Here is a 17,751-nt window from a genome sequence, read left to right as displayed (position 1 = left end):
AAGCCCCTTCTTTTAATTTTATTTTATTTTTTACCATTTACCACATCGCTATATTGGTTATAGAGTGTAATTTGATTACGTCCATTGCGTTTTGACATGTAAAGCGCACTGTCGGCATGCTGTATTAATGGTTCAACTTGATTGATTTGTCCACAGTCATTCGTACTCACACCTATACTAAATTCTAAATGTACAACCTCGTCATTGATCGTTAATGCTAATGACGTTAAAGTATGATAGAGCTTTTGTGCAATAGTTTGAACAGACTCACCTTCTTTTAAATGAGTAAGGATAATAAACTCATCCCCACCAAAGCGAGCAACGATTGCTTCATATGGTTGAAAATAATTTTGGAGAGTAGTAGCTGTTATGGTCAATGCATCATCCCCAAATAAATGACCATTGGAATCATTAATCGATTTAAAATGGTCCAAATCAACCATCATTAAAGCCAGTTGGTATTTTTCCTGAGCAGCAGTTTTCACCATCTTCTCCGCATGTTCATCAAAATAGCGTCGATTATAAATATTTGTTAGCGGATCAATGTACGAATTTCGTTCAAATTGTTTTTTCTGCGCATTATACTCCATTTCAAATAAAACTTGTGTATAATTCTCCCTTTGAATTTCTAATAAAATGTTTATATATTCCTTTTGAATAGCGCACAAAATGATTTTATTCCCTTGGTCTTCGATTAACTTTACTAAGGAATTATAAATAATCTGAAGTAACGATAAGTCATTATTTTGCATGGCAAAATGCTTCGACTTTTGATACATATCAATCGCTTCACCTATTCGTCCCTGTTTTTCACAAAGTAAGGCATAGGCATTAAAAACTTCTAATTGCGCCTTACTATAAGGCGGTGTTTGAATGGTCTCAAGTAAATGCTGTAATAGCGCATGAGCTTCATCAAATTCTTCCAACCAAATATGGGCTATGGCTAAATTTGTCTTCGAATGGATAATACCTTTATAGGGCTGCACATGTTGCGTGTCAAATTCGTTGCCATAATAGAGACTCTTTATAGCAAGTTCCTTTGCCTTATCATATTTTCCCAGCTCAATTTCTAAACCACTCAAATTATTATAGATTTTACCCATGCTCTCCACATGTTGAATACGCTCCGCAATTTCCAGTCCCTTCATCATAAACTCCTCTGATTTTTTCAGATGACCAAATGTTCCCCAATAGATGGAGGCAAGTGAATAATACTGAATGACGTCGATATCATTGCCATACAAGAAGGTAAGTTCGCGATATTGCTCAAGTAAATTAATGGATATTTGTAAATCTCCCACTTGAAAATAGCTCATACAACGGTACCTTAACAGATGCATTGCTTTATCGTATAAGGCTAGCGCATAGGCATTATCAATTGCGGCACTACTTAATTCTATATATTCTAAATAGCGATTCGCACTATATAATTCGTCTAGAGTAATCATTAATTCTTCAAATTCTTGTGTGTCCATACCGCCCCTCCTTATAATATCTCTTATTTCTTTAATACTACCTCCCCCCTCAAAATATTACAATTCTTTGTACTCATTTATTTAATGACAACTGAGTAATTTAACCTAAAACACTATTATAAATGGAAAACAAGCCCCTGTAACAGTGACTTGTTAGGAGTTCTGCCATTTTTCATGATGCTTGACGCCAAACTCTAATCGTTTCACCTGTACGTTTATTTTTTCAAAAAAGTATGACTAAATATCATTGACCTTTGAGCATACTCCAATGTTATGATGCATACAGGAGGTGCTTATTGTGCAGATAAAACATTTTGCTAACAAATATAAATTAACAACTGATACAGTTCGCTACTATGAAAAGGAGGGTTTATTGACACCGACGAGACAAGATAACGGCTACAGAAAATATGACGTGACGTGCGAAAAAAAAATAAAATTCATTCTAGTACTAAGAAAATTAGGTTTTTCACTGCAAGAAATTAAACAGTTACTACTATTGGAGGATAAACCAGTCTCTCCTACTTGCAATCAACAAACTGTTCAGTTGTTCACAGCAAAAATTACGAACATAGAACAGCAAATTCATTTTTATCAGCAAGCGGTTCTGTCTCTACAACTCGTCCAAACATTGATGTATGACGGTAAGTACGAAGAAAACAAAGAAAAGATCGCATTACAGATAGAGAATATGTATAAAAATTTACAAGAAGGTCGTGACAATCATGAAACTCCGTAAAGTTATTTATCTCGAATATTTTATTGCATTTTTATTATGTATTTATTTTTATTGGCATTTCGATTTTTCCATGTTACTGTTTATCCTGCTTTTATTAGTCCCTGATTTTAGTATGTTAGGTTATCTGTTCAATACAAAAATTGGTGCTTTATTTTATAATATCGGACATAGTCTTGTGCTTCCAGCCATCTTGTTAATGATTGCTTTTGCGTTAAACGCCTCACTACTACTAATGCTATCTATTATTTGGCTATCACATATCTTTTTAGATCGCACGCTAGGATATGGCTTGAAATATAATGAAGCATTCAACAAAACACACCTACAACAAATCACCTAACTATCGAAAGTAGTTGATGGTTCTAGCGTCTGTTGTTGCTATTCTAGCGGTGATTTTGGTCATGCTATCGGCGATGATTGCAATTTTACCAACTTTAGTAACGTTAAAAGGGCCCCTTTTACAGGGCCTTTTAACGTGTAGGCTGTAGGTCAGTGTATACCTTTGACAGGTTTGCTTTTATGCCATTTACACCTTGCCATTGTTGATATTGAATAGGTATTTCAAAGTCAGCGATAAAGTCTTCACGTGTTATTTTACTATGATGAGCTTCTGTTGCTCTTTGAATTAATAGAGATAAATAATCTAATATTGTATCACACATGGCCATTCTCCCAATGCCCCCGTGACCGGGAACCATCATTTCGATATCCATTTGTTTGACTACCTGCAAAATAGACAAAAATTCCGTAGAGTCGTATATCGGGACGTGTAAATCTTCTGTTATTAAATCACCCATAAATGCTATCTTTTCAGTGGGTAAATACATAAAGGTATCACTCGGTGAATGACCTCCACCTAAACAATACAATTCTACACTTCGGCTTGCACCTTTTATTATCAATTTTTCCTCAAAGAGGACTGATGGTAGCAAAATGTTCATATTATGTAGGTCCCTTAATACTTTTGACATTTCATTAAATTGGTTTATTAAGCTCTTTTTTAAAATGGCATCATCTGTTGCATCAATTTGATTGTTCAATTTTAGAAGGTAATGTTCCATACCCCTCTCTTCCTTTTCTACATCATCGATCTTATTTTTTTCTTCACACCATTTATGGGTTAATGAAGTAGCTATGATCGTTGTGTCCATAAACACTTGATTGCCAAAGACATGATCTCCATGGTAATGACTGTTGATAAGGTACTTTACTTTCTTGCCAGTTATGTTTTCAGCTTGACACCGTAATTCCTTCCCCGCTGAAGGTGTGCCAAGCGCGTCAAAAACAAGTAATTCATCCCCCAAATCAACAATCCCCGCATTGCTCCAAGCACCTTGACCTGGCTTTGCGATAGCCGCATATACGCCTTCACATAAAGAATGTAGCGTAAAATATTCTGTGTCTATCACACATCCACCATCCCCTATTCTGGCAACTATATTTTTACATATTATAGCATTTGTTGCTTGGCGGTGAAGCAAAAAAACCCACTCTTATTGAGTGGATTTTCTCTTGATTATATAAATCGTTTAAACATCTTCTCGTATAGTGCCACAATAAGTATCCCACCTAGCAATGGAATCAGTGAGCTGAAGCTGAAATAAAAGCCTCCCTCATGAAATTCACCGACAAGTTGAAATTGTAGCCATGTAACGTTGTATGTTTCCCCTACTCCATATAAAAAACCTGTGCTAAATAAAAACAATGCCAGACATTTTATAAATTCAGCCTTCCGCATATATGCCACCTCACTGAACAACAGTCATTTGTTGTGCATAAGCTAAAATATCCTCAGTTGTTAATTCTGGGTTTTCAATGATAATTCCATATTGATAGCCCTTTTCCTGCCAGCTAATATAACGGAAATTTTCTGTATCCATTATTGTACCTTTTTGGCCACGCACTTCGATTTCTTTCTCACCTGGAATATTATCGAGTTCCGCATGGCTTGCGTCAACTTTAAAAACTGAAACTGAAAATTGCTGTACCTCTTCCTTTACATATTCAAATGTAAACTCAGGGCGCTCCTCTAATCCTTTATCCAACGAAATTGTATGCACTGTTAATCCCTCTGCTTCAGGTAACATTAAAAATTGACCTAGTTGCACTATCGCTTCATCCAGTGTTACCGTCTCCGAGGCATAATCTTCCTCGCTCATTTCCTCCACTGTTGCATCTTCTGGAATATCTACAGTAAATTGTGCGTCATCAATTTTTTTATCAACATCCAATTTTGTGTACTCGGTCGTCATTTTATTTCCAGCACTATTAGTTGTTGTTTTTAACGTCAGCCACGTTTTTTTATCAATCCATACTTCCATATCGCCAAGTAATGTATCTGTTTTTTTAGCCTTTGCCACGATTCGATACGTATCTCTTCCTGCAATTTTTTCTTCACCTGCAATCGAAATATCATGAGAATCCTTCATCATTTTGAACAAAATTTCTGCCTGATCTTTTGGTGATTGGAGCCCATCGAATGCACCCTCAGCATAATTCATTTTATGCACAGTATTGCCTACTACATCATACGTAATTAGCTGTGAGCCATTATTGACCGAAATAATATGCTCTCCATTTTCACTAGTCATCTCAATACGTCGTTTTCCATCCTTAGTCCACTCTTTAACTTGTGCTTTCCCACTAAGCTCGCCCATATCCATTGTATATTCCCCGTAATACGTATCTGCTTCTTTTGTTTCCTGTAATGCTTGATCTATAATCTCCTGAGGTGAATAGGATCCTTGCGTATTACAACCAACTAAGCTAAATGTCAGTGCAGTAACTAAGCCCACTGCACGTAATGATTTTTTCCAATTCATTGTTAATTCTCTCCTATATATGGTGGTAACCAGCACAGTACTGCTGTACCGTAACCTTTTTGTGATACCAGTTCTACAGTCCCACCATGTTTTTCTATTATTTGTTTGGCAATATTTAAGCCCAAACCCGTACCACGTTGCCCTACTACAGTACGAGCATTATCTACTTGGTACAGCGGTTCGAATAATTTTTTTACATCTTCTTCCTTCACGCCTTGTCCGCAGTTTTGCACAATCATATACATGCCGTCGTGCTTCGTAAGAGCAGGTTTTACAAAATCAAAGCACCATGCAGGATACGTTCCAGCATTTACTGCAGCTAAACCAATTGTGCTACCAATTTCACCGTAGCGCCAAGCATTGCTCATTAAATTATCTAACACACGCTGTAATTGCTTCGGATGCACGGCAACTATTCCATCTACCTCACAAATCACATCGAGCGTATAGCCTTTATCCTTACAAAGTGTTTCATAATCTGAGAGCGCCATGTCAAAAAACTCTGTCCCATCGACCTCAACAAGTTCTAAATTATAGCTTGTCGACTGCAATAATGTATACATGAGTAAATCCTCTAGCATATGCTTCATTGTTTCAGCCTTTGTAAAAATAACTTGTTGATATTCGTCCTGCTGTTGTGCTGTCAATGCCTTGTTTTGCAAAGCTTCTGCATATGCTTGAATAGACGTTAGTGGCGTTTTCAAATCATGTGAAATACTTGCAATCATCAGTTCCTTTTGCTGCTGCTCCTCTTTTAAATGAGCACGGGCAATTTCAATCTCATTTTGCATAGCAAGGAATGTATTTGCTAGTTCACCGATTTCATCTTTCCTTATCGCTAAATTATGCTCTACTGCTTCTCCCTTGGCAAAGGCACGCATTTGCTGCATTAATTTATGCAAAGGTCGATTTAACTTCCGGTTTAGCAGCAAAATAACAGCTGTATAGATGGCAAGAAAAAGTGTAACAATGCTTGCTATTACTAGCCATAGGCGTTTTTCTACGCCTTGTACCCAGTCCGCCCTCACTAAGTGGATTTCGTAAATGCCCACTAAATCCCCTTTTAGATACACAGGTTCTTTATACGTAAAGGCATTGTATTTTTGCTGTAATTCGTATAAGTCCTTTAAAACGATATCCTTTGAGATAAATGCGGAGGTCAATGGATTAGAGGAATAGAAAACAAAACCTGATTTAGAGTACAACGTAATTGCAAGTTGGTCATTTACAAGCGCTTCAACCTCCTGCAAATCCGCTTTTTTTTCGTACAGCGTTGGCTCTGCTAATACCGACTTTACTTGATTGAGGGCAGTCCACTTTTCAATGTATTCCGCAACATATTTATCGTGATAATAAGCATTGATCCACACATATAAGCCATATGCTCCACCAATCGGTACAATCATGACGATGAAAAAAGTAATCAATAACCAAGTTTTAATTTTCATAATGGTTCACCAATAAAGCGGTAGCCCTTGCCCCATACCGTTTGAATATAATGTGGCGTTTTGACTGGGTCTTTTAACTTTTCTCGTAGCGCCTTAATATGTACCGTGACTGTATGTGTTTCATCTACACTTGCCTGTTGCCAAATGTGCTGATAGAGCTCTTCCTTAGTAAATGTTTGACTTGGATTTTTCGCAAGTAACTTCAACAGGGCAAATTCCTTTTGTGTTAAAGCAATCTCCGTATTTTCAAGGTTCGCTGTTTCTCTTTGCCAATCAATCGCCAAGCCATATGCAAATGCTGTGATGTCCTCGCTATCTTCTTTTTTGTTATAACGTTTCCAACGACGTAAATGGGAGGCCACACGTGCCTTTAACTCCTCTAAGCTAAAAGGTTTTGCGATATAATCATCAGCGCCCTGCAAGCCCTCCACCTTATCTGCCTCTTCCTTACGTGCGCTCATCATTAAAATTGGTACATCGCTGTCCCAACGAATATTTTGGCAAACAGTCAGACCATCCATCTCAGGTAGCATCCAATCCACCAATACTAAGTCAAAAGTATCTGCATGAAAATCAGCTAGCCCCTCAAGCCCTGTTGTCGCCCAAGTGACCAGGTAGCCCTCTTGGACCAATGTATCCTTCACAATACGGCCTATGGCGGTATCATCCTCGATCAGTAATAGCTTTTCTGTCATCTGTTTTCCTCCTGTACTAACCTTACTATGCGAAAAAGGTTTTTCTCCGAACTTTACACTTTCTTTATATTTACCATAGATGGACTTTCTTGCATGTACAATCTGCTGGGCCCATGGACTTTGACGTGGCTATCCGTCATTTCAGTTGTTTTATCCGTCACTTCAGCGGGGCTATCCGCCATTTCAGCGATTCTATCCGTCATTTCAGCGGGGCTATCCATCATTTGAGCAGCTCTATCCGCCACTCTCTCATTTTCTCAAATAAAAAAAGGAATGCACACAAATTGTGCATTCCTTTATTATATATTAAAAAAACAAGCTTAATATAAAGTAAATCGAAGCAGCCATTACTGCTGAGATTGGCATTGTAATGACCCAAGTTGTCACAATTTTACGTGCCATGCCCCATTTGACACCCTTTACACGATGTGCAGTACCCACACCCATAATAGAAGAAGAAATTACATGTGTTGTGGATACAGGTAAATGGATTAACGTTGCCCCAAAGATGATGGAAGCAGATGCTAGGTCCGCTGCCACACCATTCACTGGACGGATTTTCATAATCTTGCCACCGACTGTTTTGATGATTTTGTAACCACCCACCGATGTTCCAAGACCCATCGCAGTAGCCGCTGCAAAACGTACCCAGAATGGAATGTCATCCCCTTGATGCAAGCCACCTGCGATTAAAGCCAATGTAATAATCCCCATCGCTTTTTGCGCATCATTCGTACCATGTGTAAAAGATTGCAAAGCCGCTGTCCCAATTTGCATTGTGCGGAAGCCCTTATTAGTACGGTATAAATTCATATCTTTGAATAACACTTTAAAGAGTGACATCATTAAGAAACCAGCTGCAAACGCAAGTAATGGCGAGAAAATAAGTGCTTGAAGAATTTTAATAAAACCTGTGTAATTTAATACACTAAAGCCAGCCGCCGCAATCGCCGCACCTGCTACTGAACCGATTAATGTATGAGAAGAACTTGAAGGTATCCCAAAGTACCATGTTAATAAGTTCCATGTTATAGCTGAAAGTAAAGCCGCTAAAATAACGACTGACCCTGTAATATCGCCATCATAGGCATTTAATGTAAACGGGTCAACAATGTCCTTCGTTAAAGCTTTTGCCACACCAACAAACGTAATCGCACCAACGAAGTTCATAACAGCAGCCATATAGACAGCCGTACGTGGCTTTAGCGCACGTGTTGATACAGAGGTTGCAATCGCATTGGCAGTATCATGGAAACCGTTAATAAAGTCAAAAATAAGCGCAAAAATAACGACTAATATTGTTATCAGTAATATCGTATCCATTTAGTACACTCCATCTTACGCATTACGCATAATTATTGTTTCAATTGTATTTGCTACGGTTTGGCAGCTGTCTGCAATATCTTCAAATTGTTCGTAAATATCTTTGAACACGATGAGGCGCATTGGATCTTTTTCTTGGATAAATAATTGCTTCATAGAAGAACGGAAAATTTCATCACATTCACGCTCATAATCTTTAATTTGAATTGCGTGTTTACGCATTTCCACAAGTTTTTTACTGTTTAATAATTCCATTGCTTGGACCATTTCATCCGTACTTTTCGCAATATATGTTAAGAACTGGCGCATTGGCTCTGTCACTTCTGTTAAGTTATACATATTAAAGTGTGCAATACAGCCTTCCATACCATCGATTACATCATCTAATTTATTGGCTAAAGCTAAAATATCTTCACGTTCAATAGGCGTCATAAATGATTTATTTAGCATAACGATAAGCTCATGGATTAGTTTATCTCCACTTGTTTCATATTGTTTCATCGTATCTGCTATTTCTTTTAAGGCATCTATATCTTGAATGCGCGCATTATGTGCATAGTAGATTCCTTCTTTTACATTTTGAGAGATTTTTAATAACGCTTGAAAAAATGGATCTTGCTTATTTGAGTTGAACATAAAGTTCCTCCTGTTGAAAATAGATTGTCGATTTCTGCATCATCATAACAAAACCTTTACACAATTCTACAGAACTTTAAACATAAAAGAATTGAATTTACAAAATTGTAATATAAAAATCGCCACATTTACATTCGAAGGACTTCACTTTACTTAAAAAGCGTTAAATCCTCTAGCAAAAACACTGTTTTCGCTTTAAATATTACCGTTTTTTCTTTTATTTTTATAAAAATACTTGAAAAAATTTTTTTCATACTATTTTTGAATTATACGAAATGTTAAGGAATTGTAAACGTCTTTTATTAGCGAAATATGTCGAAGCACCATTGTTATTTTTTACAAATCACAGTACGCTTAGTAGAAAGATGGTATTTTCCTGCCATCATGTAAATGAGCTCCACTATTTATAAAAGGATGTGAATACATATGGACATCAATTTACTGTCTCTTGCTACACTTCTATTCTTTGGATTTATCGCATCCTTTTTGAATGCAATCGTCGGTGGCGGTGGTCTTATTTCATTACCAGCCTTAATGGCGGTTGGTTTACCACCGAGCACAGCAATTGCCACAAACAAACTAGCGAATACAATTAGCAATGGGACAAGTATGCTTACCTTTTTACGTGCTGGCAAAGTTGATGTTAAAAAAATCGGTAAAATTCTTCCGTTTATTTTTATCGGTTCTTTGATTGGTGCATACACGGTGCATCTTGTCTCACCAGCAATCTTAAAGCCACTCATGCTTGTTATGCTCGTCCTTGTAGCTACTTATACCATTTTAAAAAAAGATTGGGGACATCATGCTGAGCAAAAGCTTTTAACTACAACGAAAAAAATCGCCTTTATTGCGGCCTTTGCTGTAGTCGGCTTTTATGATGGTTTTTTTGGCCCGGGCACAGGCTCATTTTTCATTTTCATACTATTAATGATGGGCAATGATTTCTTGCAGGCGGCGGGCAACGCAAAAGCTTTTAACTTTACATCTAATTTAGCAGCTCTTGCGATGTTTTTAGCGTTAGGTGAAGTTAATTTTCTATACGGCTTGCCAATGGGCTTCGTGATGATTTTCGGTGCAATTTTAGGCTCAAAATTTGCGTTAAAACGTGATACTAAAATTATGCGCATTATTTTCATCGCTATGACATGTCTATTAATTGTGAAGAATGCTTGGGATTATTTTGGTCCAAATGAATGATTCAGTATTAGAAAACGGTGGCGTGCAGACCATTCGCTACCGTTTTCTTTATCCCACATTAACGAACAATCAGCGGAGGATGAAGAAAACCATCACTTTATGACGGAATTTTCAATCAATTGACAATATTTATTAGCGTGCTATAATACTTTTGGGCTTCACCGCATTGAAGCGCAGAAGTATTTATTAGGAGGATTAGCATGTTTCGAATTGAAGCAAAAAATAACCCTCGATTTTTGGAGGCAGGCTTCATTATACTATTAATTATTGCCGCTATGGCTATTAGCATTGGGGTTTTTCAAGCAACACCTCATATTCCAATTGTCCTTGTCATTTCAATTTTAATCGCATATGGACTAATGAAAAAAGTGCCGTTTCGTGAGCTCGAAGCTGGGATGATAGCTGGTGCAAGTGCCGGACTAGGCGCAGTGTTTATTTTCTTCTTCATTGGCATTTTAATTTCGAGTTGGATTATGGGTGGCACAATTCCAACGCTCATCTACTACGGCTTTCTAACAGTTTCACCAAGCTTTTTCTTTGCCATCGTTTTTCTTATTTGTAGCATCGTCGGCATTTCCGTTGGTAGCTCGTTAACAACAGTCGCAACTGTCGGAGTGGCTTTTATGGGCATTGCAGGTGCAATGGATATTTCACTAGCAATTACGGCAGGTGCCATTGTTTCAGGTGCTTTTTTCGGTGATAAAATGTCTCCCCTATCTGATACAACAAATCTAGCATCAGGTACGGTTGGTGTAGACCTTTTCGAGCATATAAAAAATATGGGCTGGACGACGATTCCTGCCTTCATCATTTCATTCGTGCTGTACGCCATTTTATCGCCATCTGGAGCAGATACTTCCTTTGAAACAGTTGAACATTTTAAAAATGGCTTGCTGTCAACGGGGCATATTCATTGGTATACGTTATTACCTATTGTTGTTCTTGTTATCATGACATTTTATAAAGCGCCTGCGCTCATTACACTTGCTGTCGTATCGATGGTTGGTGTTGGACTTGCCTACATACAAGAACCACTTGCCCTTACGAATGTCTTCAACATGCTTTTTGAAGGCTATGTATCTGAAACAGGCAATAAAGAAGTAGATGCATTACTTACTCGTGGCGGTATGAATAGTATGTTATTTACCATCGCGTTAGTATTACTAGCCTTAACTATGGGTGGATTACTGTTCACACTCGGCATTATTCAAAGCATTTTAGGAAAAGTTGAAAGCTTATTTAAAAGTGCTGGCTCCGTCATTACAGGTGCTGCAATTACAGGAATAGGTATCAATACATTAATTGGGGAACAGTATTTGTCCATTTTACTTACTGGTGAGGCCTTTAAATCGCAGTTTGCGAAGGTTGGCCTTGCACCAAAAAACCTCTCCCGTGTGATGGAGGATGCTGGTACTGTTGTCAATCCGCTCGTACCATGGAGTGTGTGTGGGATTTTCATCGCCAGCGTGCTAGATATACCAACGACAAGTTACTTACCTTTCACCTTCTTCTGTTTACTCGGTCCGATTCTAACAGTGGCATTCGGTTGGAGTGGCAAAACATTAACAAAACTAGAAAAATAACAGTGGTAGCTGAGGAATACTTCAGCTACCTATTTTCTTGTCTATCCCGTTTCCCTAGTGATCTCCCATCCATTTTATAAAATATCTTGTCAATATATTCCACTGACTAACATTTGATTTGGTGTTATCGGGTGCAACGCTAATTCTTCATAATTTCAGGCTCATTAAGTCATCACATTATATGAGCGTCCAACGCCACTTCAAGGCGAAGATGACTTACGCAATTGGTTAGTCATGTTTAGCAATAATATACTGCAGCATTTATCGGCCAATGACAAAGAACGAGTCTATACAAAATGTCAGGAAATATTAAAGCAATGGATGATTGATTACTGGCGTTTACGATTTATAGCATATAAACAACAGTAGAATTATCCATTCCCAAGGATTTTTCCGCCAGTAACAAGCAACCCCCACGGCTATTTGTGCCTGGGGGTCTTGGTTGGCTTTCGCACAGTAATTTATGTCATTAGAAACAAGGGAGGTTACTTGCTGAACTGGTCTTGTAAGCCCGTAATCTCTGGATTTATGCACGTGGAAATAATATGACCATCACGCCAACTAAGCATATCCCTGCGCCAACCCAATCCAAGACATCAGGTTTTTTCCCATCAATGCCCCATCCCCATAAAATAGAAAGTACAATGAAAACGCCACCATAGGCTGCATAAACTCTTCCAAAGGTTGGGAAAGACTGAAATGTAGCCACCACGCCATATAATGCTAAAGCCACACCGCCTAATACTCCCCAGTAAAAAGGTTTACCTTCTCTTAACCACAGCCAAATTAAATAGCCCCCTCCTATTTCTCCAATGCCTGCTACTATAAATAAGATGATTGCATAAGTCATTTTTTGACACTTCCTATATAAAATTTTGTGTTGTTCATTACAAACAAATTGTAGCATTTTTAAACCAGTTGTAGTCCTGAGCATTGCAATCAAGATGGCGTTTTGCAAAAAAGCGGCGATTGCCATAAGATTTGACGCAAAAAAATCCCGCCCTTTCCTGTAGGTGAACCACAGAAATAACGCGAAATTCTTTTGTTAATATTTTTTCAACCTTTATAAGGCAGTTTCAATCAAAGACAACAGGAAAGCACTAAATCAACCATCCCTTGCACATAGCATACGTTAGTTGACATGAATACAAACGATCTACTTTTGTGACCACGTGCCAAAACTAATATTTCGTCCACTATTCCCCTAAATTAAAAACCTGAAAATCCATTAAAGAAAGGGCTTAGCCACATAATAATATAGGTCAAACCATCGAAAAAGAGCAGGAGCAAAAGCGCGATCATTATATAGCCACCGATTTTTGTTATCTTATGGCTGTATTTTCGAAGCCATGCACCTTTCGTAACAACTTGTGATAACAGGAAAAATGGAATGGCAAACCCTAAAACGAACGCAAGCATATAGAGCCTTCCTACATTTGGATTTTGTGATGCCATCATAAACACGGCACCTGTGATGGGGCCAGTACACGGCGTCCACCCTGCCGCAAATGCAAGTCCAATGAAGAAAGAACCAATATAGCCTGTTGGTCGATTGTTAAACTGTATTCTTCCTGGCATTCATCAAGAATTTTGGTGAGATTACAGCAATAATCATCAAACCGAAAATGACAATTAATATTGCACCCACTTGGCGTAGTAAATCTTGATACGAGCTGTAGCCTAAAAAAATAAATATAATTGAAAATCCTAAAAGGAAAAATATTGTATGTAGCATCCCGATTCTTAGATGCTGTATATGCTTCGTAACTATTGATTGCATGACAAAGCATTTTTCTGCTGCCTCGCGAAAATTCTCTGTTTTTGCTGCTACAATGAAAGTCCGTAACCACTCTGTTTCCATAGTATGCCTCTTTTGTTTTTTCCCCATTATAACGAAATTTTTGAGCGGCTTGAAACCTTTTCTAAAATCGTGCGTATAAATAGCTATCTAAATGCTATAGGAGGAATTCACATGTCTTTATTCAACAAAGCACTTGTAAGTATCGGTATTGGAGCAGCAACGGTTGATACGAAATTAGAGAAGGCTACATACAGAGCGGGCGAAGTCATGCACGGGGAAATCATGGTACGTGGTGGGCATGTCGAACAGCAAATTGATGCCATCTATGTCTCAGTTCATACTACTTATTTACGAGAAGCGAACGATAAGAAGTATACAGACATGGCCGCTATTCAAAAAATAAAAGTAACAGAACCATTTACAATAGCTGCTGGCGAACATAAGGTGATGCCCATTTCATTGACACTCCCCATTGATACGCCTATTACAGCTGGCAAAACACAAGTATGGGTTCAGACTGGGCTCGATATTAAAAATGCTGTTGACCCGAATGACAAAGACTATATTCGTGTTCAGCCGACCAAGCTTGCTGAAAGTGTGCTCGATGCCGTAAGTGGCCTTGGCTTCCGTTTACGTGAAGCAGAATGTGAACAGGCTTCGACTCGCTTGCGTGGAAAGTTCCCATTCGTACAGGAGTTTGAATTTGTACCGACTGGTAGCTACCGACGCCATCTTGATGAACTTGAGCTTGTATTTCTTGCACAATCTGATTATTCAGTCGAGCTATTATTGCAAATTGACCGAAAAGCTAAAGGGCTAGGTAGTTTATTTGCTGAAGCATTGGATATGGATGAAAGCTATGTAAGAACGACCATTACAACACAGGACTTACCAAATATACAAGCAAATCTACAACAAATCATTATGAAACATCTATAAACTTACAGCTGTTTTTATCCGTAGTGAGCCTATGATTTAACAAGTTAATTCATATCAATATTTTATTTATACGACAGAAGAAAGATTTACATTATATATATCTTTCTTTTTTTCTTACGGTTGTTGAGAAACGATGTACGTAATATGGGGCTAGAATGAAGTAGAATATAATTAAGGCAAGCATAAATGCAAACTGGAGGTGATGACATGGATTCAAAAGAAACACCAGCAGAAAAAAGAGAACGGTTAAAACAAAAGGAGTTAAAAAATAATCCTAGTGGTTCACTAAACGATGCCTTTAATAGTGGAAATAGTGGTAATTTAACAGGTATGAATGTGAAAGATATAGGGATATTAATTTTAGTGTTATTTTTTGGATACCTAATATACAAAATTATTTTTAATGAATAGCAGTTTAAATTTACAGAATTTTCATTTTTAATAAACAAAAAATGCACGTTGTGTCGAAGATGCTAGTTTTGTTAGCGCGTTGGTTTTTTTATGATTAAAAAACGCGGTATGAAAATCACCATTTTCATACCGCGTCTTTTTTATGCTGTTACATCACGTTTCATAAAGGACAAGTAGCTAATCACAAGGAAAATCACTGCGTAGATAGCGAGTATAGTAAGAGAGAATGGCATTGTGATACCTTCAATCATTAAACCACCCGTTTCATACTGCGTTAAATTCGAATGTGTTAACCACACGTATTTCACAATTTCATATTTACTTAAGAACATGACAATCATTGTCCCCGTAAATGATAAAAACATTGTTAAGCCGATTGCTAATGAGCTTGAACGGAAGACAGAGCCAATTAAGAAGGCAAACAAGGTAGACATGACAAAGTCACCCGCAGACAGTAAATAATGATAAGCTAAATCGCCCCATACTGCCTTTTCAACAATTTGACCATTCACCATTTCTAACTCCGTGCCCGTTGCTACACCAAATAGTACGAATCCTACAATTGCACTGACAATGACATTCACTACGAATAAAAATAGTCCAAATAGGAAAGTAGTAACTAATTTAGAGGTTAATATTTTTGCGCGAGTCATCGGACGTGTTAACAACATTTTAATCGTACCTGTTGAGAACTCATTCGATACGATACTCGCTGCCGTAATCACTGTAAATAATGTCACTAAAGTCAGCATACTGCTAGTAAATGACATAAAACTTTCGAGGCTTCCTTCCGTTTGATTTGGTACATCATTTGCTAAACGATATTCAGCAAGGGCAATTTGCTCTTCGAAATATTTTTTATCTTCTACAGTAAGTTCTTCATTTGTTAGTGACTCTTTATAATTTGTAATCGTTTGTTGTTCATTTTCTTGCCATGACAAGTCTTCGGCAGTCTTTGATTCATAATACTTCATCATGATACCTGGTCCAATAATCACAACGATTAACAGCGCGACCATCGCCCAAGTTCCTTTTTTATGCCATAATTTCATCCATTCATTTTGAATTAGCTTCAACAATTTGCCCACCTCCTGTCATTTCCAAGAATTGATCTTCTAATGTTTTTTGATGTGGTTGAACAGCAAATAGCTGAATACCTTCAGTTACGAACTGTGTCATAAGGGTAGGAATGTCTTCTTTCTTTATCTCCACTACGACACCATTATTTTCTACCGTAAAGCTGTGGTCCAGTTTTTGTAACTGTGCTGTAACCTGTTCACTCGGTGTTGCCTCAATATAATAAAATGAAGCTGTATCATTTTTTATTTCACGTATGTCAATTAATTGCCCATTTTGAATAACGGCTACGCGATCACACATGAGCTCAATTTCTGACAGTAAATGGCTCGATACAAAAACAGACACGCCATCTTCCGTTGCAATTTTACGTAAATACATCCGAAACTCTCGAATCCCTGCAGGATCAAGGCCATTTGTCGGCTCATCTAATATTAAGAATTTTGGTCGGTGTAAAAGTGCCTGAGCTAAGCCCAGACGTTGACGCATCCCAAGTGAATACGTCGATACTTTTTCATGAATGCGGTTTTCTAATCCGACTTGTGTTACGACTTCATCAATACGCGCTTTTGACACGTTTTTATGCATTCGTGCAAAATGCAGTAAGTTTTTATAACCCGTCATATATTTATACATTTCGGGATTTTCTACAATGACGCCAACCTTACTAATAGCTTCTTCATAATGCTCTTGTAAAGATTGGCCGTCGATAATGACTTTTCCTTCTGATGGATGCATGAGTCCGGTCATCATCCGAATCGTTGTCGTCTTCCCTGCTCCGTTTGGTCCTAAAAATCCAGTAATCTGCCCTGGATATAAATCGATATTTAAATTGTGAATCAATTGCTTACCTTTTATGGTTTTTGATAAGTTTTGTAGTTGGACAATTGGTTGTTGCATGGATTTCACCCTTTCCTATAGTACGTTTTCATCCATTGAAGCGCATCCTTATTCGTGACATCTCGAATAGTCTCCACTTCATCATGCGCAAGTATAGCGCCATTTTGCAAAAGGATGATTTGATCTAAAATTGGTTCAACTTCGTATACCTCATGAGTCGATAAAATAATGGTTTGGTGTTCAATATCTGTAAATTGGATCAGCCCTTTGATTAACTCTTCACGAACAATTGGGTCAAGACCCGCGAATGGTTCATCCATCACATAATACGGCACCTCTCGGCCAAGCGTTGCCGCCATTTTCATTCGTCCTCGGTTACCTTTTGATAAATTCCTTAACTTGGTATCCATATCAACATGCAAAAATTGTGCAACGATACAGGCCTTATCGTAGGAAAAATCTTCAAACTGCGAGGCGTAGTGCTGAAATAGCTGCTCGCCCGTATAAAAATCAAAAAACAAATCGGTGTCTGGCAAATACGCAATCTGACTAGCACTTCTACGCGTAACAGATTGCCCATTCAACAGTACTTCCCCACTCGATGGCAGCAACAAGCCTGTCAAAACTTTTAATAACGTCGATTTTCCACTGCCATTTTCACCAACAAGTCCGATGATTTGCCCCGTAGGAAAAGAAAAAGTCACGTCTTGAATAATAGGCTTTTTTAAATAACGGAAAGAAACATTGGATAACTGTAACATTTAT

The 17,751-nt window shown here is 37.9% G+C and carries 18 protein-coding genes and 1 pseudogene; 6 read left to right on the top strand and 13 right to left on the bottom strand.

The window, feature by feature from the left end:
* Nucleotides 1–23: 23 nt before the first annotated feature.
* Complete coding sequence (locus C9J31_RS10410) at nt 24–1,475, bottom strand: tetratricopeptide repeat-containing diguanylate cyclase (protein ID WP_107949118.1); 1,452 nt, start codon at nt 1,473–1,475, stop codon at nt 24–26.
* A gap of 298 nt (nt 1,476–1,773) precedes the next feature.
* Here C9J31_RS10410 and C9J31_RS10405 point away from each other — a divergent pair, with 298 nt between their 5' ends.
* Both C9J31_RS10405 and C9J31_RS10400 read left to right on the top strand, forming a co-directional pair.
* Nucleotides 1,774–2,214 carry a MerR family transcriptional regulator gene (locus C9J31_RS10405; protein ID WP_107949116.1) on the top strand — a complete coding sequence of 147 codons (441 nt, stop codon included), beginning with the start codon at nt 1,774–1,776 and terminating at the stop codon, nt 2,212–2,214.
* Nucleotides 2,201–2,554, top strand: a complete 354-nt coding sequence (locus C9J31_RS10400) for a DUF4260 domain-containing protein (protein ID WP_054768494.1) — start codon at nt 2,201–2,203, stop codon at nt 2,552–2,554. The genes C9J31_RS10405 and C9J31_RS10400 overlap by 14 nt, the downstream gene beginning before the upstream one ends.
* Before the next feature lie 130 nt (nt 2,555–2,684).
* Here the strand turns inward: C9J31_RS10400 and C9J31_RS10395 are convergent, their stop codons facing one another.
* The 7 genes from C9J31_RS10395 to C9J31_RS10365 all read right to left on the bottom strand — a co-directional run bounded on the left by C9J31_RS10395 (nt 2,685) and on the right by C9J31_RS10365 (nt 9,138).
* Nucleotides 2,685–3,623 (bottom strand): MBL fold metallo-hydrolase, encoded by a 939-nt coding sequence (locus C9J31_RS10395; RefSeq protein WP_193767055.1) that lies wholly within the window; start codon nt 3,621–3,623, stop codon nt 2,685–2,687.
* A 107-nt stretch (nt 3,624–3,730) separates the two neighbouring features.
* Entirely contained in the window at nt 3,731–3,952 is a 222-nt protein-coding gene (locus C9J31_RS10390) for a hypothetical protein (RefSeq protein WP_054768491.1), read from the bottom strand.
* Between the two features lie 10 nt (nt 3,953–3,962).
* Nucleotides 3,963–5,036, bottom strand: coding sequence for a LolA family protein (locus C9J31_RS10385; protein ID WP_107949112.1), 1,074 nt, complete (start codon nt 5,034–5,036; stop codon nt 3,963–3,965).
* A 2-nt stretch (nt 5,037–5,038) separates the two neighbouring features.
* Nucleotides 5,039–6,484 carry a HAMP domain-containing sensor histidine kinase gene (locus C9J31_RS10380; protein WP_107949111.1) on the bottom strand — a complete coding sequence of 482 codons (1,446 nt, stop codon included), beginning with the start codon at nt 6,482–6,484 and terminating at the stop codon, nt 5,039–5,041.
* Nucleotides 6,481–7,179, bottom strand: coding sequence for a response regulator transcription factor (locus C9J31_RS10375; RefSeq protein WP_107923735.1), 699 nt, complete (start codon nt 7,177–7,179; stop codon nt 6,481–6,483). Before C9J31_RS10375 ends, C9J31_RS10380 begins: the two co-directional genes overlap by 4 nt.
* A 306-nt stretch (nt 7,180–7,485) precedes the next feature.
* Nucleotides 7,486–8,502 (bottom strand): inorganic phosphate transporter, encoded by a 1,017-nt coding sequence (locus C9J31_RS10370; protein ID WP_107949107.1) that lies wholly within the window; start codon nt 8,500–8,502, stop codon nt 7,486–7,488.
* Nucleotides 8,503–8,517: 15 nt separating this feature from the next.
* Nucleotides 8,518–9,138 (bottom strand): DUF47 domain-containing protein, encoded by a 621-nt coding sequence (locus C9J31_RS10365; protein WP_107923737.1) that lies wholly within the window; start codon nt 9,136–9,138, stop codon nt 8,518–8,520.
* Between the two features lie 426 nt (nt 9,139–9,564).
* On the opposite strand from C9J31_RS10365, the gene C9J31_RS10360 reads away from it, so the two are divergent.
* Nucleotides 9,565–10,335 (top strand): sulfite exporter TauE/SafE family protein, encoded by a 771-nt coding sequence (locus C9J31_RS10360; RefSeq protein WP_107949105.1) that lies wholly within the window; start codon nt 9,565–9,567, stop codon nt 10,333–10,335.
* A gap of 200 nt (nt 10,336–10,535) precedes the next feature.
* Nucleotides 10,536–11,918: a Na+/H+ antiporter NhaC gene (nhaC, locus tag C9J31_RS10355; RefSeq protein ID WP_107949103.1), complete on the top strand. Its 1,383-nt coding sequence runs from the start codon at nt 10,536–10,538 to the stop codon at nt 11,916–11,918.
* A gap of 526 nt (nt 11,919–12,444) precedes the next feature.
* Here the strand turns inward: nhaC and C9J31_RS10350 are convergent.
* Both C9J31_RS10350 and C9J31_RS10345 read right to left on the bottom strand, forming a co-directional pair.
* Complete coding sequence (locus tag C9J31_RS10350) at nt 12,445–12,768, bottom strand: YnfA family protein (RefSeq protein ID WP_107923740.1); 324 nt, start codon at nt 12,766–12,768, stop codon at nt 12,445–12,447.
* 359 nt (nt 12,769–13,127) lie between these two features.
* A pseudogene (locus C9J31_RS10345) lies at nt 13,128–13,779 on the bottom strand (LysR family transcriptional regulator).
* A gap of 111 nt (nt 13,780–13,890) precedes the next feature.
* On the opposite strand from C9J31_RS10345, the gene C9J31_RS10340 reads away from it, so the two are divergent.
* Nucleotides 13,891–14,658 carry a sporulation protein gene (locus C9J31_RS10340; RefSeq protein ID WP_107949102.1) on the top strand — a complete coding sequence of 256 codons (768 nt, stop codon included), beginning with the start codon at nt 13,891–13,893 and terminating at the stop codon, nt 14,656–14,658.
* A 207-nt stretch (nt 14,659–14,865) separates the two neighbouring features.
* Complete coding sequence (locus tag C9J31_RS10335) at nt 14,866–15,069, top strand: DUF6366 family protein (protein WP_107923865.1); 204 nt, start codon at nt 14,866–14,868, stop codon at nt 15,067–15,069.
* A gap of 140 nt (nt 15,070–15,209) precedes the next feature.
* On the opposite strand, the gene C9J31_RS10330 is transcribed toward C9J31_RS10335, so the two are convergent.
* The 3 genes from C9J31_RS10330 to C9J31_RS10320 are packed head-to-tail and all read right to left on the bottom strand — an operon-like array spanning nt 15,210 to nt 17,747.
* Nucleotides 15,210–16,157 (bottom strand): ABC transporter permease, encoded by a 948-nt coding sequence (locus tag C9J31_RS10330; protein WP_238602087.1) that lies wholly within the window; start codon nt 16,155–16,157, stop codon nt 15,210–15,212.
* Nucleotides 16,126–17,046: an ABC transporter ATP-binding protein gene (locus tag C9J31_RS10325; RefSeq protein ID WP_107949098.1), complete on the bottom strand. Its 921-nt coding sequence runs from the start codon at nt 17,044–17,046 to the stop codon at nt 16,126–16,128. The genes C9J31_RS10330 and C9J31_RS10325 overlap by 32 nt, the downstream gene beginning before the upstream one ends.
* A gap of 5 nt (nt 17,047–17,051) precedes the next feature.
* Nucleotides 17,052–17,747 (bottom strand): ATP-binding cassette domain-containing protein, encoded by a 696-nt coding sequence (locus C9J31_RS10320; RefSeq protein ID WP_107949096.1) that lies wholly within the window; start codon nt 17,745–17,747, stop codon nt 17,052–17,054.
* Nucleotides 17,748–17,751 lie beyond the last annotated feature (4 nt).

The sequence above is a fragment of the Lysinibacillus parviboronicapiens genome (genome assembly GCF_003049605.2).
Lineage (GTDB): Bacteria > Bacillota > Bacilli > Bacillales_A > Planococcaceae > Lysinibacillus > Lysinibacillus parviboronicapiens.
Note: the sequence above shows the minus strand (reverse complement) of the source record. Positions and strands in the feature narration are given on the sequence as shown.

What these genes read in the sequence shown, in the direction of transcription:
- C9J31_RS10410 (WP_107949118.1), bottom strand. Translation starts at nt 1,475, where the DNA reads ATGGACACACAAGAATTTGAAGAATTAATGATTACTCTAGACGAATTA.
- C9J31_RS10400 (WP_054768494.1), top strand. Translation starts at nt 2,201, where the DNA reads ATGAAACTCCGTAAAGTTATTTATCTCGAATATTTTATTGCATTTTTA.
- C9J31_RS10390 (WP_054768491.1), bottom strand. Translation starts at nt 3,952, where the DNA reads ATGCGGAAGGCTGAATTTATAAAATGTCTGGCATTGTTTTTATTTAGC.
- C9J31_RS10385 (WP_107949112.1), bottom strand. Translation starts at nt 5,036, where the DNA reads ATGAATTGGAAAAAATCATTACGTGCAGTGGGCTTAGTTACTGCACTG.
- C9J31_RS10380 (WP_107949111.1), bottom strand. Translation starts at nt 6,484, where the DNA reads ATGAAAATTAAAACTTGGTTATTGATTACTTTTTTCATCGTCATGATT.
- C9J31_RS10375 (WP_107923735.1), bottom strand. Translation starts at nt 7,179, where the DNA reads ATGACAGAAAAGCTATTACTGATCGAGGATGATACCGCCATAGGCCGT.
- C9J31_RS10370 (WP_107949107.1), bottom strand. Translation starts at nt 8,502, where the DNA reads ATGGATACGATATTACTGATAACAATATTAGTCGTTATTTTTGCGCTT.
- C9J31_RS10365 (WP_107923737.1), bottom strand. Translation starts at nt 9,138, where the DNA reads ATGTTCAACTCAAATAAGCAAGATCCATTTTTTCAAGCGTTATTAAAA.
- C9J31_RS10360 (WP_107949105.1), top strand. Translation starts at nt 9,565, where the DNA reads ATGGACATCAATTTACTGTCTCTTGCTACACTTCTATTCTTTGGATTT.
- nhaC (WP_107949103.1), top strand. Translation starts at nt 10,536, where the DNA reads ATGTTTCGAATTGAAGCAAAAAATAACCCTCGATTTTTGGAGGCAGGC.
- C9J31_RS10350 (WP_107923740.1), bottom strand. Translation starts at nt 12,768, where the DNA reads ATGACTTATGCAATCATCTTATTTATAGTAGCAGGCATTGGAGAAATA.
- C9J31_RS10340 (WP_107949102.1), top strand. Translation starts at nt 13,891, where the DNA reads ATGTCTTTATTCAACAAAGCACTTGTAAGTATCGGTATTGGAGCAGCA.
- C9J31_RS10335 (WP_107923865.1), top strand. Translation starts at nt 14,866, where the DNA reads ATGGATTCAAAAGAAACACCAGCAGAAAAAAGAGAACGGTTAAAACAA.
- C9J31_RS10325 (WP_107949098.1), bottom strand. Translation starts at nt 17,046, where the DNA reads ATGCAACAACCAATTGTCCAACTACAAAACTTATCAAAAACCATAAAA.
- C9J31_RS10320 (WP_107949096.1), bottom strand. Translation starts at nt 17,747, where the DNA reads ATGTTACAGTTATCCAATGTTTCTTTCCGTTATTTAAAAAAGCCTATT.